This window comes from Flavobacterium frigidarium DSM 17623 (genome assembly GCF_000425505.1).
Taxonomy (GTDB): Bacteria; Bacteroidota; Bacteroidia; order Flavobacteriales; family Flavobacteriaceae; genus Flavobacterium; species Flavobacterium frigidarium.
Window position 1 is genome coordinate 42,400 of record NZ_AUDO01000019.1, and the last position, 25,876, is coordinate 68,275.

Below are 25,876 nucleotides of genomic sequence, written 5' to 3' on the forward strand. Positions count from 1 at the left end.
ATTAGAAAAAATTACATCAATCGATACGTATGCAATAAATAGAGTTGTCCTCCTTCAAGAAAAAATACTATTGAGCGACAAATCATTTTTTATAATAGGTAAAAAAAATAAGATTGTAAATGATCAATTTGAAGCTTCACACCATTGCAATATATTACTGTAACGTATATTAATAAATACAAGGAATGAATTTAGTTTCCAATTTAATTGCTAAAATACCTCGAAAATTAGGTCCTGAACAGCTCTTCATGGTAACCATCTTATTAGTTAATGGAGGGAATTACCTCTACAACTTAATATTAGGTAGAATGCTAGGGCCAGAAGCTTTTTCTGATGCAGCAATTTTAATTACATTATTATTAATACTTTCTTTTGTGGGGATGACCTTCCAGATTGTCACCGCTAAGTACGCAGTTTTATTTGAAGAAAGTAGTTTGCTGGTATTTATTAAACTGATTACTAAATATGCATCGATTATAGGTGTGCTCTTTGGACTTGCTATTATTATTTTTAATCAAGAATTACAAGCCGCTTTCCATACTAAGACGGCTGCAATGTTTTATATTTTCGGTTTTGGTATTCCATTGTACTTTATGATGAGTGTTAATAGAGGTTTATATCAAGGACAAAATGTATTAAATAAATTAGCAACTACCTATCAAACAGAAATGGCGAGTAGGTTGCTGTTGACGCTAGCGGGATTACTGTTGCTACCTAACGTTGCTACCTCTATTATTGTGGCGCTGGGAATTTTATTTTCTTTCGTTTTTGGCGTACTTCCTTTTCAAAAAACAATTTTGAAAGGGCTAACAATACCAAGCAAGATCACAATAGACACAAAATCAATTAGGAACTTTTTTTTGTTGACTGCTTTTTATGAACTTACACAAATTATTATCAACAACAGTGACATCATTTTAGTGAAACACTTTTTTGACAGTAAAGATGCTGGTTTGTATGCTTCCTTAGCCTTGATAGGACGAGTAGTTTATTTTGTAGCCTGGATGTTTGTAATGCTACTCTTGCCTAAAGTCATCCAGATGAAAAAAGACAATCAAGAGACACTACCTATTTTAATGAAGTATGTTGGTTACATCGTGCTACTGTCTACATTCATTGTAACATTTACAGCTTTGTTTCCAGAGTTCGTTGTTGGTATTATGTTTGGTCAAGAGTATCTTTCTATTTCGTTTCTTCTCTGGAAGTACGCTTTAGCAACCTCGCTCTTTGCAGTAGCAAATATTTTTGCTTATTACTATTTGTCTTTAGATCAATATTTACCGGTAGTTGTATCGGCAATCTTAGGTTCCACACAAATAGGCTTAATCATAGCTTACCATAATTCGTTAGAACAAGTAGTGCACATGCAAATATTCGCTATGATTGTTTTATTGTTTTTCCAACTTTGTTATTTCTTCTATAAAAATAAAAAGTAACTAGCGTTAATAACAACGACTAGTTGAATCTCCAACCAAATCTATACTACGATGAAAATTGCTGTTATCACCGCCTTTCCACCGAGCAAAGTTACCTTAAATGAGTACGGATACCATTTAGTTAAAAATTTTGCTCAAAAAAACGATGTTTCAGAGGTTGTCTTATTATGCGACAAAACAGAGCAGCCAAAACAACTTGACTTTGAAAATAGTAACAAAGTAAAAGTCAACGAATGCTGGTCGTTTAATAGCTTCACAAATATTATATCTATTAGTGCTGCAATTCGTGAGGAAAAGCCAGATGCAGTTTTAATTAATCTCCAGTTCATGAAATTTGGTGATAAAAAGGTTCCAGCAGCTTTAGGTTTGATGATTCCTGTAGTATTGCGTGCAAGTAATGTACCCACGGTTTCCTTATTGCATAATATATTAGAACAAGTGGACTTAGAGAGTGCCGGTTTTACAGATAATAAAATGGCTCAAAAAATTTATAATTTTATTGGAACTAGTTTAACCAAATTCATTTTAAAATCTGATGTTGTTGCAGTAACTATTAATAAATATGTCGAAGTATTAGAGAAAAAGTATAAGGTAAAAAATGTAAAAGTGATTCCGCACGGCACTTTCGATAGCATCCCTGAACCTTCCTTTGAACTAGCGCCTGGACCAAAACAAATTATGGCTTTTGGTAAGTTTGGTACTTATAAAAAGGTCGAAATTCTTATAGATGCCGCCATCATAATACGACAACGTAGTACAGAAAAAATAGAAGTAGTCATAGCAGGAACAGATAGTCCTAACACACCAGGTTACCTAGCCGCAGTTCAAGAAAAGTACAAACATGTAGAAGGACTTCGATTTACAGGTTATGTAGAGGAAAGCGATGTTCCTGTAATCTTTGGTGACAGTACTGTCGTTGCGTTCCCCTATACTTCAACTACTGGAAGTTCAGGAGTTTTGCATCAAGCAGGTAGCTATGGTAAGGCGGTTGTAATGCCTGATCTAGGTGACTTGGCTTTATTAGTCGAAGAGGAAGGTTACAAAGGGGAATTCTTTGATCCTGAAAGCGCCGAATCTTTAGCGCAAGCAATCGAAAAAATCATCAATAATGATTCGAATAGAAAAGCAATCGCTATGCAAAATTATAAAGCTGCCAGCGCACTTTCTATGGATAAAATTACAGGAATGTACATGGACACTTTCAAGGAAATTATCCAGTCAAAAAAATAATTTTTTAGTTCGAAATATACTTAAATGCGGGTTTGTTGATTCCTTTTTCATCAATGAACCCGAATTTCTTTTGTCGGTATTTTTGCCAAGGCCATTTTCCAGCTACTTGATCAGGAACTTGTGGAAAGTCATAAAGCGTCCAGGACATGAATGAGTAATCATTTTTCTTGAAGTAAGTTTGAATCTGCTTATGATAGTCAGCTTGTTTTTGAATGCTGCTTTCCCAAAAATTCCAAATCCCACCATACGAGGGAATTCCAAACTCTTCAATCACCACAGGTTTTTGAGTACTTTTCATTAGCTTATTTGTTTCATATTCTACATGAGTAATATCGTTGTAAAAGTGATACGAAATAAAATCTACTTTGTCTGAAAGGTTGGTGGCTTCCACAGAATTTGACCATCCTATCGTTAGTAAGTGATTGGGATCATTCTCTTTAATGACTGTCGTCATGTGCTCTAACCAAGCAAGTACATTTCCTTTGTCTCTATTTTCAAAGTCGAGATTAGGTTCGTTTTTTAAGTCCCAAGCGAGTATTGCTTTATGATCTTTAAAAGTTGAAACAATATTCTCAGCGTGGCGGTGTGTTAAGGTCCAACTCTCTAACGTATAATCACTGTAAAAATCAAATAATGTTACGATTACTGCTAAATTTTTGGCTTGAGCCAAATCTAAAAATGTTTTTAACTTTTGCATCTTTTCGGGATGGATGACAGCTTTACCAAAATCACCATACTGAATGAAAATGCGAACAGTGTTGAGGTTGGCTTTTTTGATTATGTCAAAATCTTGAGCAATAGTATCCTTGTTAAATCGTTCCCCAAAGGTATCCCAAGCCGAATTTTTAGGATAGTAATTAATCCCCTTGATGGTATAAGGTTTGTTGTTTTTTAGAATTTTATTTTTAGATACAGTATAGATGGGATGTGGCTGTATGCTGTCTTTTATAAAAGGTTCGGCATCCATTTTTAATAAATGACGCACCCTCCAGAAACCATCTTCTAGTAACATCATTACTTGATAACTGGCCGTGTCTTGAACAATGCTGAGTAACTTTTTATTCTGATAAATTTTTTGATATTCAATTACATTTCGATCTTTAAAAACCACTAGCTGCCCGTCTTCGCTATAGAATTCGAGGTCAGGGAAATGTTTTAGTGTAGTGTTTTCAATGGTGATGTCGTGAGCTTTGTTGTAATTTACCGTTTGATATAAGTTATGTCGGGTATTTTGAGTATAGTAATCCGCTATGCCTTTTGAAGTGTTGTGCTCTAAAGCATTATTTTTCACATACCACGAAAAAAGGTAATCTCGTTCCAGTTTTCCAAGTGTGTTTTTCTCCATTTCTCGAGCTGGATTAACTAAATTAGTCCAAGAAACTTTAGGTAAATAAACATCTTCACTTTCGGTTTCAAGATGCAGCATGCTGGTTCTACTGGCGCCTGTATTTAAATAATCAAGAACGCGCCCAATACCTAGCATCGTGAAAATACTAATTAAAATAAAGGACAGCGCAAAGGCCGTCTTGTAAATATTGCGGTTGTTAATTAACTTCATACTGTTTTGTATCTGTTTTTTGGGTAATACCCAAAGTTGTTATTTCAAATTGGTACTCCTTTTCAGGATAAAATGGGGCAAGCAAAATAAAAGTTGCAATTCCTTTGTTTGTTTCCACAATTTTAGTTTCAAGTAATTCTTCATTTCGGAATATTTTAAGTTCGACCTTTACACCATCAGGAACCAATTGTTTCATGAAACTTCGCACGGGCCCCACAGTAATTCTTCGGTTTTTTTCTGTAAATGTGTACTTAAAGTTTTTAATTAAAGGTAAATAAGGTATACTAATAGTTTTGCTTTGTGCAATACCTGTAATATACGCTTTAACCTTGAAAGTATCTTGATGATCAGGATGTAAAAGCTGTCCTATTGCTACACCATTAATGGTTGATGCATAGGTTTTAAGTAAGACGTTTTCATTTGTTACAACCTGAAAAGTTACTAGCGTGCCGTCTCCTACAAGGTTGCCATAGCGATCTTTGATAATCGATGTAGTCAGACTTGTAATCTGGTTTCCATCAGCAAAGCTGTGGTTTCGAGAAAAATCAATCGTAAAATCTTCACCTATAGAAGGCTTAACTTCGGTTTCAAATTCTTTAGAATCCGTGTTGTTGCATTCAGTAGATAGTAGCATCTTACCTGATTTAGTTCTTGAATAAATATTTTTCCAAGCAATAAATGACTTAGTTGTTTTTTGTGTTACTGTAATGTCATTTAAAAACTGATCTTTAATCAACACTTCTGTTCCATCTTGTTTTGGGTTGTCAAATTTATCGGTAGGTATTGCAACCATCATAGTAAAATGGTCTGTGCCCGTAAGCAAGCTAGGCGGTCCTAGATAGTTCTCGATTTTGGTGACAGTATTGTCGTTAGGTAAAATGGTAAAACTACCATTAGTAATTTTTGTTTCATCTTGAATCAAATACCAGGATAATACGCCTGTTTTCAAGCAATACATGGCTGGGATTTTAAAGGTAATCTGTCCGTTGTTATTTTGTGAATCCAGCACCGTTTTCCCATAAGTATGTATTAAAAACAGTTTTGGATTTGCTGTTTTTGATGTACTACTAAATGATAAAGTGATAGGCTTGCCTGCAATAAAACGCTGTTGCTTACTTTGTAGTATAAAACTATCGGCTTGATTATTTATTTTCGCTGCAGCGAAAGCAAACAAAAAAACAAGTAGAATGGGGAATACAATATGTAGGCTTTTTTTTATCATTTTGGATTACCGATGTAATTATTCATTTCTATTTTTATAAAGCTAAAACCTTTCCCATCTACTTTTTGCAGCAAGTCTTTTTCGACCTCTCTGTCCCGGTTTGGTATAATCGTTCTCGCGAGATTTCCGTTTGGCAAACCATTTACATAGCAATTTTCTAAAGACGAGAGTATGATTTTACAACTCGATAAATCTAGCATTTTATAGTCAAAATATTGTTTTCTTTGCACGCGCACGCCTTCTCTTAAAAAGTAGTGGTCCACGTATAATAACTCTTTTTTATCAGTGTAGTAAGAAATTAAAAGCTCAGGAACAGTCACTTCTTGTATTCCATAATTAAATAGCGTTCCTTTAAGATGGTTGTTCTCAATCTTTAAGTCAGACAAAGCTACTTGTATGTAGAAATCAGTAATAGCAACATTCCCGGCAGATTGTATGTCAAAATTAGCAGGTGTTTCACTTATGTCCTTTGGTGTATATTCATTAGGATTGAAAGTTGTAGGTTGACTCACGCCCTTATTTAGCCACGATATTTCTTCAAAATTCACTTTGAAAGGCGTTGTCTCCTTAGGCATTATTTTATGTTTGATAACATCCTTAGCATTAAAGGTAGCCAAAACTTTATCATTATGGTTGTACAAAGTAGATTTGAGTACCACATCTGCAGGGAAATTATCGATGTTTTGTAATTCACCTATGATGATGTATTCCCCTTTATATTGTATAAGTTTTGCCGATAAGATTTCGAGTTCAGGTTGTTTTAAAACATCCTCGTGGTAGGTTTGCTGGGTTGTTATTTTTCGTCTTCCTTGTTTGTAATATTCGGTCGAGTTATTTGCCAAGAATTGATCTGGCGGAATATCAAGTGGCTGTTTGTTAGGCACCAGATACCATTTTCCTTTCTGTTTTACTGCCTCGTGATAATAATCTTTATTGATAATTTCGAGTGGCGTAATCCATTTTGTTTTGGCTACTAGTGTCGCTCTTTTATCCCCGCTTTTAATAACTTTAATTTCGATAGCATCGAGTTTTGCGTAAGAATTTAAAATACCATCAGCAACCGATGTCTCTAGCATGAACTGCGAAATAGAAAGGTGGCTTTCGGGGTTAATAAACGAATGCGCTTTCTCATAATACTTAAAATCGAGTGCATCATAATAGGCTTTAACCACATTTGTAGGACTAATTTGTGAGGCATTAAAAAGGTACGATTGGTAAATTCCGTACCCAATTACTCCTAATAATAATACAATCCAGAGATGGAGAATTACAATAATTTTGAACGGAAATTTACTGTAGGGAACAACAAATTTAAAGAAGTCAGGTTTAACTTCATCCTTAATTTTTAATGCTTTAAAAAAGATGCTTTGAATGTTTATTACAAATGCGAGTATCACAGTAAGCACTGGAATTATTCCCCACATTAGTTTCAAATATAAAGGAACCTCGTCTTTAGGTAATACTTTTGGTAAGGGGGCTACATTCAGTTTTTCCCATACCATAATGCCGTTTTCTAATAATGATAGTCGGTGCCAGCCACAAAAGTAGAGTATGGGATCGTAGAATTTATCATTCGAAAAAACATACTTTAAATTGTACTTTTCAGGAACAGTCAAGAATTGCTGTAAGGAACCAATTCCTTCCATTCCTCTAAACTTCGAATTCTCCAATCGTTCGATTGCTCTCGAGGTTAGTTCTGGCAATCTTCTAGCGGAGTGGTAGTTTCCATCTACTGTTTTGGCTTTTGTTTGAGATGATAATGTGGCCATTTGATCCCCAAAACCTAACGGTAGAAAACGCCACTGATCATGTTGATCCTGATTTAAAAAGTTAACAAGAGGTAAAGTGTTTATTTTTTGAGGTTGGAAAGGTCTGAAATATCCAAGAGTGATAGTGAAACCAGCAAAAAACAAAAATGATCCTGCAAATAACGCTCCTAAAATACGGTGGTACACATTACCAAATCGGTTTTGAATGGCCGTTTTCAAGTCGCCTTCAATCAAGCGATAAACAAATTCTCCAAACATGGGTAAACTCATGATAGACGCCCATAGAGTAAAACGGTCAAGGGTTAAAATATTGAATGCCGTTTCTCCTAATACTTTTAATGGGATAGGGGTAGTTCCTCCAGTTCCCAGAACAATTAATAAGGAAATAGACAACCCAAAACAAATGTACCGCTTGCTGTAATAACGGTAAAGGATGTAGGGTAAGATGAAGAACAAAATCCCCCACGGAATCACAAAAAACATTAATCCAGATGAGTTTACTTCGATAAAATTATCCCTACTACCATGCGGAATAGGAACCTGTGTAATAGGGTTTGCTTTTGAATTTACCCAATAAGGAAAGATACAAAAGATGATAAGGAATAACGAACCTGCACCAAAAGCAACAATACGCTTGAATAATTTGAAAAAAGTAGTTAAGAACAGCTTGAATTTAATTTCTTTATAAGAGTTGACTTGCTCTCGAGCGACATCCATAATTACAGTTCCTATCAAAGGGAAAATAAAGAAAATCATTCCAAAGATGGGTGTCACATGATGTGAGGTGATGGTTACTGCTAGTAAAGAAAAGGAGGTAATAAGATGCCTGATTCTACCATTTTTTATCCAAAGATATATTTCAGGCATGCAATGCATCAATACAGAAACACCTATAATGCTGGGTAATTGACCAAAAATGTGCAGCGTTTCGACAAAAGACGATGAAAATACAGCTACAATTGCAGCATAACCCGCTACTGTGCGGTTACCCGTAATCATCAAAGTATAGCGATACACACCCGTTATAAAGAGTACAATTCCTATGATGGCTACGGTAAACATTCCAAATTTTAAACCGCCAATTAAGGAAAGCAGCCCTATGGCTTGATGAACAAGTGGCGGGTATCCCATAACGGTGAAGCCGGTGTACCAACTGTAATTCCACGGCTCGAACCAGCTTGTGGCATAGTGCTGGGCAAAAAACATGTGTATCAAGGCATCATAAGTGCTCTCTAAAGTAAAAAAGATCGCACTGGAATGAAAAACAACTCCAATAAGCAATGCTACAATTAAATATTTATTTGATTTCTCTTTTGCCAAGGCTCGAATGTTATGTTTTTGTAAAAGTAATGATTAAACTGTTAATTAGATAAATTATACAGGGTAAGGATTCATATTTTGTTGGTTGTTCGTGGATATTTAATATATTTACAGTAACCAAATCCAAATAAAACCATTATGAAAATTCTTATAATTGATGATCAAGAATTAGTTGTTCTCTCTTTAGAGAAAAGTCTTTTAGATTTAGGATATGAAGTAGTCTCTGCAAATTCGATATCTGATGGTATTACAAAATACGATGAAAGTAACCCTGACTTAGTCATTGCTGACATTAATATGCCCTATAGCAATGAGAAAAGTGTTGGTTCTGAAATTATTGAGGGACAGGAAGCCTATAACGGACTCGAAATAGCACGACACGTTAAAAAGACGAGAGGACATACCACGCCAGTAATGATATTATCTGGTAATACTGATGAAGATATTATTGTTAAAGGATTTGACTTAGGTGTAGATGATTACATGAAGAAGCCTTTAAGCTTAAGCGAAATTGGCGCTCGTGTGAAACGCTTGATTGGTAGTGGGGAAAAGGTTGCAACAAACACTAAAAAAAATCAGATTATTCAAAATGATTGTATCGGGGTGGTTATACCTTGCTATAACGAGGAGCTTCGATTATTAGGTGATGAGTTTAGGACTTTTATAAACTCTAATTTAGGATATCATTTATGCTTTGTAAATGATGGTAGTACTGATAAAACACTAGAGGTTTTAGAAGAACTAAGAAAAGGACATGAAGACCACATAAGTATTTATGATTGTGAAAAAAATGGAGGTAAAGCTGAGGCTGTTCGTTTGGGAATGCTGCATCTAGCCAAGCAAGAGCAGTTTGATTACATTGGTTTTTTAGACGCTGATTTATCTACTGATTTTGAAGACTTTCATGATCTTGTAAAAACAATTTCTAATTCTAAATTTAAAGTGGTTAGTGGTTCTAGAATGGCGCGTATGGGTGCAGATATTACTAAGGAATCTGCGCGTGCAATTATTAGCAAAATTATCAATTTCATTATTCGAAAAACAATCGGGATGGAATTTAATGATACGCAGTGCGGTGCCAAAATAATGAGTAAAGATGTTATCGAAAATACGTTTCAAACTAAGTTTATTACAAAGTGGTTGTTTGACGTGGAGATTTTTATGCGAATGAAGAAAATCTACGGTGATGAAGAAACTAAAAAGATAGTTTGTGAGCAACCTTTAAAAAGATGGATTCATGCTGACGGCTCTAAACTGTCGTTTAAAGACTCGTTAAAAATCGTATTCCAAATAGGTCACATTGCGATCCATTATAGATAAAATAGAAATAGTAATTACTAGTGTAGTGAAAGGTTGTGTAATTAAAACACAGCCTTTTTTTGTGCCCCTTTAAATAAAATTCTCTCTGTAATGATATATCTTAAATTGGTATTACTTTTGTAGAGTAACAGTTGTTGTAGCAATGACTGTCTAATAAAGAAGCTTATAATATGAAAGACCAAATAAAGAAATTCTTAAATGAAGATCAAGATCCAAAAGCGATAGAGAAAATAACTATTAAGCTTCAGGATTTATTAATGAAAAATGAAGAGATTGGTTATATAGGCGTTCAAAAAAAGCCAGCTTTAACCGTTTTCCCAGATAGTATCGTAGTTACTAATAAAAGAATAATCTTGTGTAAACCTAAAAATTTAGGGCTATCGATGGATTTTGTAGATTATGATTGGCAGGATGTAATTGCGGCTTTCGTTAAGGAAAACATATTGGGTTCTGATTTCTCGTTTTCGACAAAAAGCGAACTAACCATTACGATTGATTATATTCCGAAAACGCAAGCTCGAAAATTGTATACGTACGCAAAAGAGCAAATGGATTTACTAAAATTCAATGCTACACAAGCAATAATTAATACTGAGGAAATCGTAGCAGAACCAATTCAAGACGAAGAAGTAATTGAAGAAGTTGAAGCTGAAGAAGTGACAAATTACGCGGAGATTATTTCTGTTCCTCAACATAATTTCACGACAGAACCTGTGACCGAAAAAGCAGAAAAACCAGATAACAACGCACGTCTATTAAGTAATTTATCTCAAGAAGAGCTTTTTGAAAAACTTCAGAATTATAAAAAGTTGTTAGACAATGGCTTGATTCTGCAAGGCGAGTACGATAATTATAAAAAAGAAATATTAAGCTATATGTAATCGCTTAGCAAGTAAAGTTAATTTAGCTTAAAAATATAAAAACCCGACGGTCAATTAACTAGTCGGGTTTTGTGTTTTTATAAAGTTTGCTTTTGTTTTTCTAAGAAATTATTGGACTGCAGTTTCAATAATTCTGTTGCATTTTTCCTTTGCAAATCATAAATGCTTTTATCCTTTGCGAGGTCTTCATAGATTTTATCATGCATAGCGGCAGAAGTTTTTACTAACAATTCTCGCTGGTACTTATCCTGTTCAATTGTTGCCTGTAGTGCCGTCTCTTGATCTTCGATCTTGAAATCATATTCTCCTTTTGGAGACAATAATTTAGCAATAATGGGAGATGTTTCAATAGCTAGAAAAAGAAGCATGATAAAGAACGAGGGCAACCATGGTAATTTGTCTAAGGCATTTATTCGAGCCATCAATCCATCAAAGCCGTCTATTATAGGTTGGCTTTCATTTACTTTTTTATCTAAGTCTGTTTGTAATGCTGTTGCTGCTTTATCAAGCTGTGCAATTTTAGATAAGTTTTTTGATTGTAAGCTGTCAAGTTCGGCTTTAGCCAAATCATGTTTGGCAATTTTCTCTTTGAAAACAGGTCCTTTGCCTAATTTTTTAGTACCTGCCGTTCCTTCCGCTTCCGCGATGTAGGTATCATAATAAGTATTAACCTCTTTTTCTTTGTTGACTATTTCTAATTTCAATTGATCAACTTCTACTTTATTTTTGTCTAAATCAGATTTGAAGTAATTAGCAACTTCCTTTTTGTTTTGTAATGCCATAGCATTTTTCTCTTTCAACAACACAGTATTGATCTCTTTTTCAAAAATCTTTATTTCGAGAGGTTTCGAAATAACAATTGCGATAATAACTGCTAATAAAATACGTGGTGTTGCTTGCAAAAATTCTCTCCCAAAACGATCTCTCTTTCGAATAGTAGAAACAATAAAACGATCGAGGTTAAAAATTAGAAGTGCCCAAATTGCCCCAAAAAACACCGCTGGATAAAGGCTGTCAAAAACGGTATATAAAGCATAAGAACTAGCGATAAGCGCCATAATTGCAGTAAAGAAAACAGTGGCACCAATACCTACGTATTTTGTTTGCTCGCCATTTGAACATCCCCCTAGAATGTCTTGATCTGCCCCAGAACAGATGATGAAGAATCGTTTTAACATGATGGAATAATTTTGATTGATTTGATTGTGATGGCTATTCGTGAACGGATTGGAAATAGCTTAGCAAATTTAAAGCCAAAATAATTGTAAATGGCTAATTGCCTGGTTATATTTTATTTAAGTGTTAAAATTCATAAGTCTAATTATTTTTATTAATGAATAAAATGTCTTTAAAACCGGATAGTTTTGCTAAATAGTTTGTATCGCAATAGATAGTAAATTTCGTGATTTATAGGATTATGCTTAAGTTATCATATTTTGCTTTCCTCTATTTTTTCATAATGATATGTTAACTTTTTTAGGAGCTTAAATTAAAGTTTGACCTCTAGATTTGCATCAAATCAAAATTAGCTTAAAATGAAAAAGTGTTTTTTATTAGTAATGTTCATGTTATTTGCAGTTGTTAGTCATGCTCAAAAGGGAGTGATTTCAGGAAAGATTTTAGATTCCGAGGATAATTTACCATTACCGGGAGCGATGGTTCAATTAGTAGGAATGAATAAATACACTGTTTCAGATTTCAATGGTCGGTACGAATTTCTAAATGTAGAAGTTGGTTCGTATACAGCAAAAGTGACCTATATAGGATATGCTTTTGGGACTGCAAATGTGAGTGTAACAGATGGTGGAAATACAGTAAGCAACTTTTTATTGAAAGCTTCAGGAACAGAACTGAAAGAGGTAATTGTGGGTGATCGATTAAAAGGTCAGGCAAAAGCTTTGAACCAACAAAAAACAAATAAAAATATTGGTAACATCATTTCATCTGACCAAGCAGGAAGGTTTCCAGATGCCAATGTGGGAGACGCTTTAAAACGTGTGCCTGGAGTTACGATGCAAAACGACCAAGGAGAAGCTAGAAATATTATCATTCGTGGATTGGCACCTTCGCTTAATTCAGTGACTTTGAACGGCGACAGAATACCGTCGGCGGAAGGAGACAATAGAAATGTTCAAATGGATTTAATCCCTTCAGACATGATTGCAACAATCGAGGTGAATAAAACATTAACGCCCGATATGGATGCAGATGCCATTGGTGGTTCTGTGAATTTAGTCACTCGTGCGACTCCTAACGGGGAGCGTATTTCGGCTACATTAGCGAGTGGGTATGCACCTATTAGAGAAAAAGCAACGTATACGGGAGGTTTTGTTTACGGTAATCGATTTATTGATAATAAATTAGGAGTTGTTTTAAGCGGATCTTACAACAATGTCAACTACGGTTCTGATAATATTGAAAATGAATGGACCAAAGATGAATTCGGAAATGAATACCTACAAGCTTCAGAAATTAGAGAATACTTGGTGCAAAGAATTAGAAGAAGTGCTTCTATAGCGCTGGATTATAAATTCAATGACAACAATACTATTTTTGCAAATGCCATTTACAACTGGAGAGACGACCGCGAAAATCGCTATAGAACTACTTATGATGATATTGATCCTATTTATGATGGGACAACGATTACTGGATTTGAAGGTCGTGTTAAACGCCAAAGTAAAGGTGGAGTAGACAACAGTAGAAATAAAAACACAAGGCTAGAAGATCAGCGCGTTCAAAACTACTCTTTAAGAGGGGAGCATTTAATTAATTCAAATTTAGATTTAGATTGGTCTACAAATTACGCTAAGGCAAGAGAATACCGTCCGGGCGAACGTTATATTGAATACCGCCAAAAAGGAGTGGGGATGATTCAGGATTTCTCTGATCATAGATTTCCATTGTTAACAACTACGGATGAATCAATCGAAGACTTTACATTTGATTCGGTTAGCGAAAATACAGATGATACCAGTGAAAGTGAATTTGGTGCAAAAGTAAATATCCGAATTCCGTTTTCGATTATCCCTTCAGAAAAAGGCCGACTTAGAACCGGATTAAGATTAAGAATGAAAGAAAAATCGAGAAACAATATCTTTTATTTTTACGAAGCTACTAATGGTGATTTGGATTTATTATCAAATGTTCCTCAACAATATTTCGACGGTGTTGGCTTCAACCCTGGGGAAAAGTATGTGGCCGGAACCTTTGCATCTACAGCTTATTTAGGGGAATTAGACCTTAATAATGCGAGTTTATTTGACAAGGAAGCGGATCCATCAGAATATTTGACTCAAAATTACAACGCCAAAGAGAATATCTATGCAGCGTACATTCGATGGGATCAAGACTTCAATGATAAATTATCTATGGTTGTAGGTGTGCGCTCTGAGACTACTCACATTAATTATAAAGGAAATCGTGTCCTAGATGAGGAAGAGTTTGAAAGCGAAATCAACACTAAAAACACCTATACTAATGTGATGCCAAGTATTACTTTGCAATACAACGCCACTGACAATTTGGTATTAAGAACAGCTGCTACAACTGCTTTAGCAAGACCAAATTATTACGCATTAGCACCTTATTTAAACAATTTAGCAGCGGATAAAGAAATCTCAGCAGGAAATCCAAACTTAAAGGCAACTTACGCTTATAATTATGATTTCATGGCCGAAAATTATTTCAAGTCGGTTGGGTTAATTTCTGGAGGTGTATTCTATAAAAGATTAAATGATTTTATTTATACTTACAGCGATAATAAATTTACAACAGAGAAATTTGATGCAGATTTCAGCGGTCAATTAAATCCTATTCCAACAGGAGAAAACTGGTCTTTTGTGCAAGCTAGGAATGGGGATAAAGTTGAAGTGTATGGTTTTGAAGTTGCCTTTCAGCGTCAGCTAGATTTTTTCAATAGTAAATTTTTGAGAGGTTTCGGGATTTATGTCAACTATACGTACACTGACTCGAAAGCAAAAGGAATTACTGATGAAGATGGTAACGAAAGAGATAATGTGAGTCTTCCGGGAACGGCTCCTCATATGTTTAATGGATCACTATCATGGGAAGACAAACGTTTTTCTGCTCGAATTTCAGCCAACTATACAGCTAGTTATTTGGATGAATTGGGCGCTACTGATTACCAAGATAGTTATTATGACAAGCAATTCTTTCTTGATGCTAATGCTTCTTACAAATTGACACCGCATGTTCGCATTTTTGCAGAAGCTAATAATTTAACTAACCAGCCGTTACGTTATTATCAAGGTGTGGTAGCAAATACCAAACAAGTAGAATATTACCAAGCTCGTTTTAATCTCGGACTTAAATTAGATTTTTAGTTTAATGTAATAGTTGTAAAAAGAAGGTACCTTGATGCGATCATTTTACCTTAAAAAATCAATATGAAAAAGATAATTTACAGTTTCGTTTTCTGTGCCATTAGCACATTTGCTACAGCGCAACAAAATGAAAATAAAAACACCTTCGAAAGAAAAAAAGATCTTATTCCTGAGCTACAAACCCAAGAGAAATCATTGAACTTTTTATTGATGGGAGATTTTGGTCGCTACGGTCAGTTTTTTCAAAAGGAGGTTGCGAAACAAATGGGAAGAGCAGCTACTACAATAAGTGCTGATTTTGTCATTTCTGTGGGGGATAATTTTTATCCTAACGGCGTGCAAAGTACACAGGATTATTCATGGATTGCCTCATTCGAAAATGTCTACACTGATTACAGTTTGCAAAATGATTGGTATGTAGTGTTAGGAAATCACGATTATCGCGGGAACATACAAGCCGAAATTGATTACTCAAAATTGAGTCGTCGATGGAATATGCCTTCTACTTATTATTCTAAAAAAGTACCTTTAGAGGACGGGAACAAAGCATTGATTGTGTACATGGATACCTCTCCGTTTATCGACGGTTATTATAAAAAAGATAACCTAATGTATGACAATATAATAGCGCAAGATACTACGGCACAACGCAAGTGGATCGAAAAGGAACTGGCTACCACGGATGCCACGATAAAATGGAAAATTGTAGTAGGGCATCATCCATTATACAGTGGCGGAAAACGAAAAAATAGCGCTGACACTAAAAGTTTCGAAAAAAAGTTTGCAGATTTATTTGATCAGTATAAAGTTGATGCTTATTTCTGCGGACACGAACATGATTTGCAAATTATAAAACCTAAGGGACGTTATACGACGCAATTTCTTTCTGGTGCGGCCTGTGAAATCAGACCTAGTGGGGAGCGTGAGGGAACTTTGTTTGCTTCGGCTACACCTGGATTTATGACTTTTTCTCTTTCGAAAAATAATTTACTATCTCAAGTAGTCGATGCCAATGGTGCCGTTATATATAGCACAACAATTCGAAAAGAAGAATAAAACCAAGAATAAAAAAGCAGAATAAAAAAAGGATAAAATGAAGAAGATACTTTTACTGACTACACTATGTTTAATAGCAACATCATGCGGAAATCAGTTAGCAGCTGTTAGAAAAGATGCTGTGAAACCAATGGTAATTACACAGCAATTGCCTCATGATACTGATGATCCTGCGATTTGGATTAATCCTATTGATGCCACTAAGAGTATTATTATAGGTACAGATAAAGATACTGACGGCGGATTATATGCCTTTGATTTGAATGGAAAAATCATCAAAAAATCTATACCGTTAAAAAGGCCCAATAATGTAGATATCGCTTACGGACTTGTCTTAAATGGTAAAAAAGTAGATGTTGCCGTTACCACCGAAAGAGAAACAAACAGCATTAGAGTTTTTAGTTTGCCTGACCTTGAACCTATCGACAATGGCGGAATAGCCGTTTTTGAAGGGGAAACGCGACGTGCTCCCATGGGAATAAGTTTGTATACTAGAGCTACAGATCAAGCGATTTTTGCGGTTATAGGTCGGAAGGAAGGACCATCAGGATCTTATTTGTGGCAGTATAAGTTGCAAGATAGCGGTCAAGGAACCGTAGTGGGTGAAGTGGTTCGAAAATTTGGAAATTACAGTGGTACAAAAGAGATTGAAGCCATTGCAGTTGATAACGAACTAGGAACTATTTTGTATTCAGATGAGCAATTCGGAATTAGAAAATATTGGGCTGATCCAGATAAAAACGACAACAGCGAATTAGCTTTGTTTGGAAAAGGAGATTTTAAAGGTGATAATGAAGGTATCGCTATTTATAAAAAATCAGCAACCGAAGGATATATTTTGGTTTCAAACCAGCAAGCAAATACTTTCATGGTGTATCCTCGTGAAGGAGCAAAAGGGGATTCAAATAGCTACCCACTTTTAGCTGAAATTTCCACTTCTGCGATAGAATGTGATGGTGCCGATGCTACAGCTGTGAATTTAGGTGGCGCTTTTAAAAACGGAATGTTTGTGGCAATGAGTAACGGAATGACTTTTCATTTCTATAGTTGGGATACCATGCAACAATGGATCGATAAGGCTAAAAAATGAAACACGATCTAGTATTATAAAAACAAAGAGAGCTATTCAGCAATTTGAATAGCTCTCTTTTAAATTGAATTATAATTAACTTATGCTTTTGGCGCTCCTGCTAATATTTCAGCATTTGCAAACTCTTCAAACTTACTGAAGTTAGCCTTGAATTTTTTTCCTAATTCGATAGCTTTTTCATCGTATAAATCTTTGTCATCCCAGGTGTTTCTAGGATTTAAAATGTCGCTAGGTACTTCTGGACACGATTGCGGAATGGCAATCCCAAAAACGGCGTGATTTTTATATTCTACGTCGTTAAGTTCTCCATTTAATGCTGCAGTAATCATCGCACGAGTGTATTTTAATTTCATACGGCTACCTGTACCGTATGCTCCACCTGTCCATCCTGTATTGATTAACCACACCTTTACATCGGCATCTTGGATTTTTTTGCTTAACATCTCAGCATACCTTGTTGGATGTAATGGCATAAATGGTGCGCCAAAACAAGCTGAGAAATTAGGCTGAGGTTCAGTTACTCCAGCTTCTGTTCCAGCAACTTTTGCAGTATATCCTGAGATAAAGTGATAAGCCGCTTGGCCTGGAGTTAATCTCGAAATAGGAGGCAAGATTCCAAAAGAATCTGCTGTTAAGAAAAAGATATTTTTAGGATTTTTTCCTATCGACCCGGGTTGAATATTATCGATATGAAATATTGGGTAACTTACACGCGTATTTGGTGTAATAGAGACGTCTTCAAAATCAACTTCGTTTGTTCCTTCTTTGAAAATCACGTTCTCTAAGATGGCTCCTTTACGAATTGCTCTAAAAATATCCGGCTCATTTTCTTCAGATAGGTTGACTACTTTAGCATAGCAACCTCCTTCAAAATTAAAAACGGTATTTTCATTTGTCCATCCGTGTTCGTCATCACCAATAAGTTTTCTTTTTGGATCAGCAGATAGCGTCGTTTTTCCTGTTCCCGAAAGACCAAAGAAAATAGCAGTATCTCCATCATCACCTACATTAGCACTACAGTGCATTGGTAATGTATTTTTATCAACAGGTAAGATAAAGTTCAAGGCAGAAAAAATTCCTTTTTTCATTTCCCCTGTATATCCTGTTCCGCCTATTAAGGCCACTTTTTTAGTAAAGTCTAATATTGCAAAATTAGCTTGACGTGTCCCATCCACAGCTGGATCAGCCATAAAGCTTGGTACACACATCACGGTCCATTCTGGCGTGAAATTTTCTAATTCGCTTTCTTCAGGTCTTAAAAACATGTTGTAGCAAAATAAATTTGCCCATGGTGTCTCAGTAACTACTCTTACGTTTAAACGGTAGTTAGGATCTGCACATACATAAGAGTCTCTTACATAAACCTCTTTGTTGCTCAAGTAAGCAGCAACTTTTTTATATAACGCATCAAAAGCTTTTGGTTCAAAAGGGATGTTGATGTTTCCCCACCAAACTTGATTTTCAGTAATGCTGTCTTTTACGATAAAACGGTCTAGTGGTGAACGACCCGTAAATTCTCCAGTATTTATGGCTAAGGCTCCAGTAGAGTTCTCTACTCCTTGACCTAATGAGATAGTTTTTGCCTGTAATTCGCTAGCTGATAATTGGTAATGAATCTTTGCGTTTTCGATTCCTAAGTTGGTTAGCGAAATCGATTTCGTAAACGGTGTGTTATTATTCATGAAATTATGATTGAGTGGTTTAATTTATTAGTGCAAAAATAGTTAATATATTTTATATAAAATTTGATATTCTCAATTTTATGCCTTTTTCTTACTATTTTGATAAAATAATACTGCCCAAGCTGCGATTAATAGTGCGCCACCTATAGGAGTGACAAAACCAATGACTTTGAAATCGAAGGAAGTTAAGTTGTTTGTGGCTAGCGCGTAAATTGAACCAGAGAACAGCACAACGCCCGAAATTACTAAGGCATGAATGGTTTTTTTTGCTTTTTCTGAGATCGAAATTATCGAACCCAAACATAGTAAAAACAAAGCATGGTACATTTGATATCGTACTCCCGTTTCAAAAGTAGCTAATTCCTCCACTGAGAGCAGCTTTTTTAAAGCGTGTGCTCCAAAAGCGCCTAAGACGATGGCAATAATTCCTAAAATAGCTGCTGTAGTAACAAGTTTCTTATTCATAATAATTGTGTTCCTTACAAAAGTATCTCATATTAACTATATCTAAAAATATTCAATCATATTGTTTGCTGATAATTGTGTTAAAAATTTTTTTAATTTATATTCGAATATGTTATAAATGTAACATTTTTGTATATTCGTGTTATATTTATATAAATTATGAGGCAAATTCTAATAATTGGTGCGGGGAGATCAGCGTCATCTTTGATACAGTATTTACTTGGAAAATCAGATAGCGAACAATTAAAAATTGTAATCGCCGATTTGTCGCTAGAACTAGCTCAAAAAAAAACCAACAAGCATCCTAATGCCCAGGCAATTGCACTAGATATATTTAACAACGGTCAACGCAAAGCGGCAATTGAAAAAGCCGATATTGTTATCTCAATGTTGCCTGCACATTTACATATTGAGGTGGCGCGTGACTGCATTGTATATAAAAAGAGCTTGGTTACCGCCTCATATATTAGTGATGCAATGCAAGAATTAGATGCTGCCGCAAAAGAAAATAATTTGGTATTCATGAACGAAATCGGACTTGATCCAGGAATCGATCACATGAGTGCGATGAAAGTGATTGACGAAATTAGAGATAAAGGCGGAAAAATGCTCTTATTTGAATCGTTCTGTGGCGGACTTGTTGCTCCAGAATCAGATAATAATTTGTGGAATTATAAATTTACTTGGGCACCTCGTAATGTGGTTCTTGCTGGGCAAGGTGGGGCAGCCAAGTTTATACAGGAAGGCAGTTACAAGTACATTCCGTATTGCAATTTGTTTAGACGCACAGAGTTTTTGGACGTTGAAGGTTACGGTCGTTTTGAGGGCTATTCTAACCGGGATTCCCTTAAATATAGAAGTGTGTATGGTCTAGATGATGTGTTGACTTTGTATCGCGGAACGATTCGTCGTGTAGGTTTTTCAAAAGCCTGGAATATGTTTGTGCAATTAGGCATGACCGATGATAGCTATAGTATGGAAGACTCAGAGAACATGAGTTACCGTCAGTTTACCAATGCCTTTTTACCCTACCATCCTACGGACTCAGTGGAGATAAAAATGCGTTTGATTTTAAAAATTGATCAAGATGATATTATGTGGGACAAACTGCTAGAACTTAGTTTGTTTAACGACACGAAAATTGTAGGCCTTAAAAATGCCACACCTGCCCAAATATTAGAAAAAATATTGAGTGATAGTTGGACCCTGCAACCAGACGATAAAGACATGATTGTGATGTACCACAAATTCGGATTTGAATTAAATGGCGTAAAGCAACAAATTGATTCAAAAATGGTTTGTCTAGGCGATGATCAAACCTATACTGCGATGGCAAAAACGGTAGGCTTGCCTGTGGCAATAGCTACTTTGCAAATTTTAAACGGAAAAATAAAAACCCCAGGAGTTCAGTTGCCAATAAATAGAGAGGTGTATTTGCCTATTTTAAAAGAATTAGAAGAGCATGGCGTTGTGTTTCACGAACAAACAATGCCGTATCTAGGGTACAGACCCGATGCTGTTTCTTAATTTTAGTTTTGTAGTTTTAAATCCGCTTCTTCCTCCAAGAAGCGGATTTTTTTAATTTTATATTGCACTAATAGTAATTGGTAGGCTGTACATTGTTTTGACAGCAACGTCGTTAAATTTACCAGGAATCCATTTTGGGGAAAGTTTCAAAACACGAATCGTTTCTTCTCCTGTGCCATACCCTATCTCTCTAATGATTCTATAGTCCGTTAGAGAACCGTCCTTCTCAATGATAAAAGTAACATACACTCTTCCTTTTACCTTTTCTTTAATCATTTCCGGAGACATCGTGTAATTTTTACCAACGAATTTGTAAAATTCAGCCATTCCTCCAGGGAATTCGGGTTTTTCAGTTACTTCAGTTGAATTATATGGCTCTCCAGCTAGTTTTTCAGTAGCTAATGTTTTCTTACTGAATGCATCTACTTTAAAAGTTTCCGGACCACCTTTTGTTAATATCTCGTCCATTTTCTTCTTGCTAGGATTTTTAATGTTTTCGGTAATTAAAGCAGGAACAAGCTGTTTTTCTTTGTCCGTTAAATCAGCATACTTTTTAGTAGCGACTACCGTACCGTCTTGACCTACAATTTGAAAAGTGGTGTTGACGTAGTAATTTTTAAACAGCTTTGAATAGTCTGTTAATGAAGTTTGTTTTGTGGTTTCTTGTGCTACAGTTTTTGTGCACAATGAAAATAGCAGGGCTGTTACTACGGGAATCACAATCCCTTTCTTTAAAATAGCTCTTGGAGCTGAGGTTTTTTTCGTCATCATAATTAGTCTTTTTTTAGTTACTGCATAGTTTAGATTACTGGCCAAGTAATAGGTTGGGTTCGCGTTAGCTACCGATAGTAATAAATTCTGGTAAAACGGAACGTTGTTGTATGTGGTGACAACCTGCTCATCTGCGAGGAATTCATGATTGAGCTGGATTGCTTTTTTGTACAATAGAAATAGTGGGTTGAACCAAAAAAACACGCGAATTATTTCGATTATTAAAATATCAAAAGTGTGTTTTTGAATGACATGAATAAGTTCGTGTGCATACAATTCAGCTTCGATTTTTCTCGAATGATACGCGTCCTTATTAATGAATATGTAGTTTAAAAAAGTATGTGGTAGTATTTTTTCGTCCAGTAAAACCAGCCTAGCTTTTTTGTATGCTACCGTAGGATTGTTTCTTTTTCTGTTAATCAGTTTATAAACATTACTTAAAAAGCGAAAAGCAAAAGCAGTTGTGACTAGTCCGTAAACAATCCACAAAGCTATCATCCAGTAATTTGTGTCATCTTCTATAACCATCATTGTAGCTTCGGTAGCAAAAACTACAGGTTTTTTTACTAATGCAGTGCTGGCTTCTTGAACTATTTCGAAAGTAATAAACGGAATAGCAAAAGAAAACGCCAGACAAAACAACAAATAAAACCGATTGAACTGATGTATTTTTTCTTTCTCTAAAACTAGATGGTACACTGCCAGAAGCACCGCTAGCGAAAGTGTCGAGTTGATTAAAAAGTGTATCATTTTTTCTTTTTTAGGATTTCGCCGTCGATTATTTTTCTTAAATCTTCTAATTCTGTAGCGGAGAGATTGGTTTCCTTAGTGAAAAATGAAGCAAACTGTGAAGCCGAATTATTAAAAAAACTGCTAATGAGTCCGTTGACGTGTTTAGAGAAATAGTCGGTCTTTTTTACCAATGGATAATATTCTCTGGAGTTACCAAACTCTTTATAAGCAACAAAATCTTTATCGATCATGCGTTTTAATAATGTAGCCACAGTAGTTGTTTTTGGTTTTGGTTCAGGGAACACTTCTAATAAATCTTTCATAAAAGCTTTTTCGAGCTTCCATAAATGTTCCATTAGTTGTTCTTCGGCGTTAGTTAATTGTTGCATGGTGTTTCTTTATTTGTGTTTTGTTGACTTGTGTTTTGTTACTTCGTTTGTGTTACTTGTGTTGCCAATTGGCACGCGGATGACACGGATTTTTAAATACTTTTTTTTTGTTTGGTTTGCGTACAGCCCGCGGATTGCCACAGATTTATACTTTGCTTGCTTTGAAGCTTTGCAATTCTGCCACTTTACGAAATGGCACGCGGATGACACAGATTTAGCGGATTATCACGGATTTTTACTTTGTTTGCTTTGAAGCTTTTCCACTTTACAGCTCTTCTTTGCGAATTGGCACGCGGATGACGCTGATTTAGCGGATCATCACGGATTTTTTACTTTAAAACTTTGAAGCTTTACAACTCAGAAACTTTGTAGCTCAAAACCTTTGAACCTTTGCAACTCTGAAGCTTTCAAACTCTGCAAATCATTAGCTTTGAATCTTCAAAACTCAGAAACTAACTGCCCTTTATTGTAAATCCTAACCGTTTTTAATGTTCGATTACTGTCATAATATTTCCATGTTTTGTCATAGTACCAGTGATCGTATTTATCGCTTTGGTCTAGGTTTGTGATTCCCTTGGCACGTAGCTTTCTATTTTTATGGTATAATTTGGTTTTACAATGCTCTTTTTTGTATTTCTCTTTTTTTATTAAGCGATCATTTAAATAATGCTTCCATGTTTTTATAGGATTGTCGTTTTTGTAATAACCTATCGATCGGTAATTGGCACTGTCTACAGCATATTGCTCTGTCCAAAGGCCTTCTCGTTTTTTATGTAACATTTGATTGCGCTCTTTTGTTTTACATGAAAGAAAACAAAGACTACAAATTAGAATAAAAATACTGTTTTTCATTGTGTCGCTTCTACATATTAAAACACTGTTCTACAAATGTAGAGTTATAATTTAATAAAACAAATTAATTTGTAATTATTTGTAAGGTAGCGTTTTGCGGAAGTGATTATGCTTAGCAACTCAGCTGCTTTGCGAATTTAGTTTGAGAATTGGCACGCGGATTGTCACGGATTTTTAATTTGTTTGCTTTGAATCTTAGCAACTCTGCAACTTTGAAGCTTTGCACCTCAAAATCTCAAAACATCAAAAAAAAATCCGCTCATTGCTGAACGGATTTTGATTTTGATAAAAAATTACCTCTTGATTAGAAAGTAATTACCTCTTACTTAACTCCACAAAATATTTGTAGAACAACGGGATTGTTTCGATTCCTTTAAGGTAGTTGAAAACTCCAAAATGTTCGTTTGGTGAGTGAATCGCGTCACTGTCTAAACCAAATCCCATTAAGATTGTTTTGCTTTTTAATTCTTTTTCGAATAAGGCAACAATAGGAATACTTCCACCAGAACGCACCGGTATGGCAGGCGTTCCAAAAGTTTCTGTATACGCCATATTTGCTGCTTGGTAACCTATGCTGTCGATAGGAGTTACATAACCTTGACCACCGTGATGTGGTTTTACTTTTACAGTAACGCCAGCAGGAGCGATGCTCATAAAGTGCTTGGTGAATAATTCAGTGATTTGTTCCCACTCTTGGTTAGGTACTAAACGCATTGAGATTTTGGCAAATGCCTGGCTTGCGATAACGGTTTTTGCACCTTCACCTGTGTAGCCACCCCAAATTCCGTTTACGTCAAGCGTAGGGCGAATAGAGTTTCTCTCGTTTGTTGTATAACCTTTTTCACCATAAACATCATTTAGTTTTAAGGCGTTTTTATATTTTTCTAGGCTGAAAGGTGCTTTGGCCATTTCAGCTCTTTCTTCCAGAGATAGTTCTTCTACATTGTCATAAAAACCAGGAATAGTAATGTGGTTGTTCTCGTCATGAAGCGATGCAATCATTTTTGATAATATGTTGATTGGGTTTGCTACGGCACCACCATACAAACCAGAGTGTAAATCACGGTTTGGTCCGGTAACTTCTACTTCTACATAACTCAAACCACGAAGTCCTGTTGTAATAGACGGCTGTTGGTTAGAGATCATTCCAGTGTCAGAGATTAAAATCACATCATTCTTTAATTTCTCAGTGTTGTTTTCAACAAAGGTTTTTAAATTGACACTTCCTACTTCCTCTTCACCTTCAATCATGAATTTTACATTACAAGGTAGGTTGTCGTTTTGAATCATGTATTCAAACGCTTTCACGTGCATGTACATTTGGCCTTTGTCATCACAAGCACCACGAGCAAAAATCGCTCCCTCAGGATGAATGTCGGTCTTTTTTATAACAGGCTCAAATGGAGGAGAAGTCCATAATTCGATTGGGTCAGCGGGTTGCACATCATAATGTCCGTAAACAAGAATGGTAGGCAAGGCCGGATCAATCATTTTTTCTCCATAAACAATAGGGTATCCGTCAGTCTCGCAAATTTCAACAAAATCACATCCTGCTTTTTCAAGGCTAGCTTTTACAGCTTCAGAGGTATCGATAACATCTTGAGAGTAAGCAGTGTCTGCACTTACTGATGGGATCTTTAATAATTCGATTAATTCGTTGATAAAACGGTCTTTGTTTTCTTGAACGTATGCCTTTATATTTTCCATTGATTTGTTAATTTTTATAAACCCAAAAGTACAAAAAATAGAATTATTATTTTTTTTTAAAAAAAGCTTTGAAAGTTCAAAGTTATGTCTATCTTTGCACCCACAATTACGCGGATATGGTGAAATTGGTAGACATGCCAGACTTAGGATCTGGTGCCGCAAGGCGTGTAGGTTCGAGTCCTATTATCCGCACAAAAAAAGCTTCTCAATCTGCATTGCCCCCAAAAAGTTAGACACTATTTGGGGGCATTTTTATGGAAAGAAAAGTCAAGTATGATTACACATTTAAACTTGAATGTGTGGAATTAGTTATCAAACAGCACAATTGCTGTGTGTCTGTAGCTAATAAAAAGAAAGTTCATCCTTCGAGTGTTAAAAAGTGGGTTAGGCTATATAATCATTATGGTAAAGATGGATTAACACCTAGGAATAACCGTAGTTATAGTGTCGATTTTAAATTTAAAGTTTTGCAATCAATTCAAAAAGAATCCTTGTCATTTGTGGATTGTTGTTTGAAATTTGA

Annotated in this window: 19 protein-coding genes and 1 tRNA gene; 10 read left to right on the forward strand and 10 right to left on the reverse strand. The window is 35.5% G+C overall.

Annotated elements, in window-relative coordinates; translation table 11 throughout:
* Nucleotides 1-185 precede the first annotated feature (185 nt).
* Together H603_RS0111255 and H603_RS0111260 are read left to right on the forward strand one after the other, a co-directional pair.
* Complete coding sequence (locus tag H603_RS0111255; RefSeq protein WP_026708701.1) at nt 186-1,436, forward strand: MATE family efflux transporter; 1,251 nt, start codon at nt 186-188, stop codon at nt 1,434-1,436.
* A 51-nt stretch (nt 1,437-1,487) separates the two neighbouring features.
* Nucleotides 1,488-2,666: a glycosyltransferase gene (locus tag H603_RS0111260; RefSeq protein WP_026708702.1), complete on the forward strand. Its 1,179-nt coding sequence runs from the start codon at nt 1,488-1,490 to the stop codon at nt 2,664-2,666.
* Between the two features lie 4 nt (nt 2,667-2,670).
* Here the strand turns inward: H603_RS0111260 and H603_RS0111265 are convergent, their stop codons facing one another.
* From H603_RS0111265 to H603_RS0111275, 3 genes are read right to left on the reverse strand one after another with little or no spacing between them, the layout of a single operon-like run.
* A complete protein-coding gene (locus H603_RS0111265; RefSeq protein WP_026708703.1) occupies nt 2,671-4,224 on the reverse strand; it encodes a glycoside hydrolase family 2 TIM barrel-domain containing protein in 1,554 nt (517 codons plus the stop codon).
* The gene (locus H603_RS0111270; RefSeq protein WP_035675916.1) at nt 4,211-5,446 is read right to left on the reverse strand and encodes a hypothetical protein; all 1,236 of its coding nucleotides are present in this window, start codon (nt 5,444-5,446) and stop codon (nt 4,211-4,213) included. Before H603_RS0111270 ends, H603_RS0111265 begins: the two co-directional genes overlap by 14 nt.
* Complete coding sequence (locus tag H603_RS0111275; RefSeq protein ID WP_035675918.1) at nt 5,443-8,535, reverse strand: glycosyltransferase family protein; 3,093 nt, start codon at nt 8,533-8,535, stop codon at nt 5,443-5,445. Before H603_RS0111275 ends, H603_RS0111270 begins: the two co-directional genes overlap by 4 nt.
* Before the next feature lie 138 nt (nt 8,536-8,673).
* Here H603_RS0111275 and H603_RS0111280 point away from each other — a divergent pair, with 138 nt between their 5' ends.
* Both H603_RS0111280 and H603_RS0111285 read left to right on the forward strand, forming a co-directional pair.
* Nucleotides 8,674-9,855, forward strand: a complete 1,182-nt coding sequence (locus tag H603_RS0111280) for a glycosyltransferase (RefSeq protein WP_026708706.1) — start codon at nt 8,674-8,676, stop codon at nt 9,853-9,855.
* A gap of 170 nt (nt 9,856-10,025) precedes the next feature.
* Nucleotides 10,026-10,736: a PH domain-containing protein gene (locus H603_RS0111285; RefSeq protein WP_026708707.1), complete on the forward strand. Its 711-nt coding sequence runs from the start codon at nt 10,026-10,028 to the stop codon at nt 10,734-10,736.
* A 77-nt stretch (nt 10,737-10,813) separates the two neighbouring features.
* On the opposite strand, the gene H603_RS0111290 is transcribed toward H603_RS0111285, so the two are convergent.
* On the reverse strand, nt 10,814-11,914 hold the full coding sequence (locus H603_RS0111290; RefSeq protein WP_026708708.1) for a DUF4407 domain-containing protein: 1,101 nt from the start codon (nt 11,912-11,914) through the stop codon (nt 10,814-10,816).
* A gap of 357 nt (nt 11,915-12,271) precedes the next feature.
* Between H603_RS0111290 and H603_RS0111295 the strand changes: the two genes are divergently transcribed.
* The 3 genes from H603_RS0111295 (at nt 12,272) to H603_RS0111305 (ending at nt 17,228) form a co-directional block, all read left to right on the forward strand.
* Complete coding sequence (locus H603_RS0111295; protein WP_026708709.1) at nt 12,272-15,082, forward strand: TonB-dependent receptor; 2,811 nt, start codon at nt 12,272-12,274, stop codon at nt 15,080-15,082.
* A 63-nt stretch (nt 15,083-15,145) separates the two neighbouring features.
* Nucleotides 15,146-16,138, forward strand: a complete 993-nt coding sequence (locus H603_RS0111300) for a purple acid phosphatase family protein (RefSeq protein ID WP_026708710.1) — start codon at nt 15,146-15,148, stop codon at nt 16,136-16,138.
* Nucleotides 16,139-16,175: 37 nt separating this feature from the next.
* Nucleotides 16,176-17,228 (forward strand): phytase, encoded by a 1,053-nt coding sequence (locus H603_RS0111305; protein WP_026708711.1) that lies wholly within the window; start codon nt 16,176-16,178, stop codon nt 17,226-17,228.
* An 80-nt stretch (nt 17,229-17,308) separates the two neighbouring features.
* On the opposite strand, the gene pckA is transcribed toward H603_RS0111305, so the two are convergent.
* Complete coding sequence (pckA, locus tag H603_RS0111310) at nt 17,309-18,910, reverse strand: phosphoenolpyruvate carboxykinase (ATP) (RefSeq protein ID WP_026708712.1); 1,602 nt, start codon at nt 18,908-18,910, stop codon at nt 17,309-17,311.
* A gap of 78 nt (nt 18,911-18,988) precedes the next feature.
* Nucleotides 18,989-19,375 (reverse strand): DUF423 domain-containing protein, encoded by a 387-nt coding sequence (locus tag H603_RS0111315; RefSeq protein ID WP_026708713.1) that lies wholly within the window; start codon nt 19,373-19,375, stop codon nt 18,989-18,991.
* A 159-nt stretch (nt 19,376-19,534) separates the two neighbouring features.
* Between H603_RS0111315 and H603_RS0111320 the strand changes: the two genes are divergently transcribed.
* Entirely contained in the window at nt 19,535-20,902 is a 1,368-nt protein-coding gene (locus tag H603_RS0111320; protein WP_026708714.1) for a saccharopine dehydrogenase family protein, read from the forward strand.
* Nucleotides 20,903-20,959: 57 nt separating this feature from the next.
* Here the strand turns inward: H603_RS0111320 and H603_RS0111325 are convergent, their stop codons facing one another.
* The 4 genes from H603_RS0111325 to H603_RS0111340 form a co-directional block, all read right to left on the reverse strand.
* Nucleotides 20,960-22,423 carry a M56 family metallopeptidase gene (locus H603_RS0111325; RefSeq protein ID WP_026708715.1) on the reverse strand — a complete coding sequence of 488 codons (1,464 nt, stop codon included), beginning with the start codon at nt 22,421-22,423 and terminating at the stop codon, nt 20,960-20,962.
* Nucleotides 22,420-22,794 carry a BlaI/MecI/CopY family transcriptional regulator gene (locus H603_RS0111330; RefSeq protein WP_026708716.1) on the reverse strand — a complete coding sequence of 125 codons (375 nt, stop codon included), beginning with the start codon at nt 22,792-22,794 and terminating at the stop codon, nt 22,420-22,422. The genes H603_RS0111325 and H603_RS0111330 overlap by 4 nt, the downstream gene beginning before the upstream one ends.
* A 438-nt stretch (nt 22,795-23,232) precedes the next feature.
* Nucleotides 23,233-23,574: a hypothetical protein gene (locus tag H603_RS0111335; protein ID WP_051219280.1), complete on the reverse strand. Its 342-nt coding sequence runs from the start codon at nt 23,572-23,574 to the stop codon at nt 23,233-23,235.
* A 387-nt stretch (nt 23,575-23,961) separates the two neighbouring features.
* The gene (locus H603_RS0111340; protein WP_026708718.1) at nt 23,962-25,353 is read right to left on the reverse strand and encodes a dipeptidase; all 1,392 of its coding nucleotides are present in this window, start codon (nt 25,351-25,353) and stop codon (nt 23,962-23,964) included.
* Between the two features lie 110 nt (nt 25,354-25,463).
* On the opposite strand from H603_RS0111340, the gene H603_RS0111345 reads away from it, so the two are divergent.
* Nucleotides 25,464-25,545: transfer RNA gene (locus tag H603_RS0111345), tRNA-Leu, on the forward strand.
* Nucleotides 25,546-25,652: 107 nt separating this feature from the next.
* Nucleotides 25,653-25,876 (forward strand): helix-turn-helix domain-containing protein (locus H603_RS17335; RefSeq protein WP_245576110.1); only part of this gene is annotated, 224 nt, incomplete at its 3' end.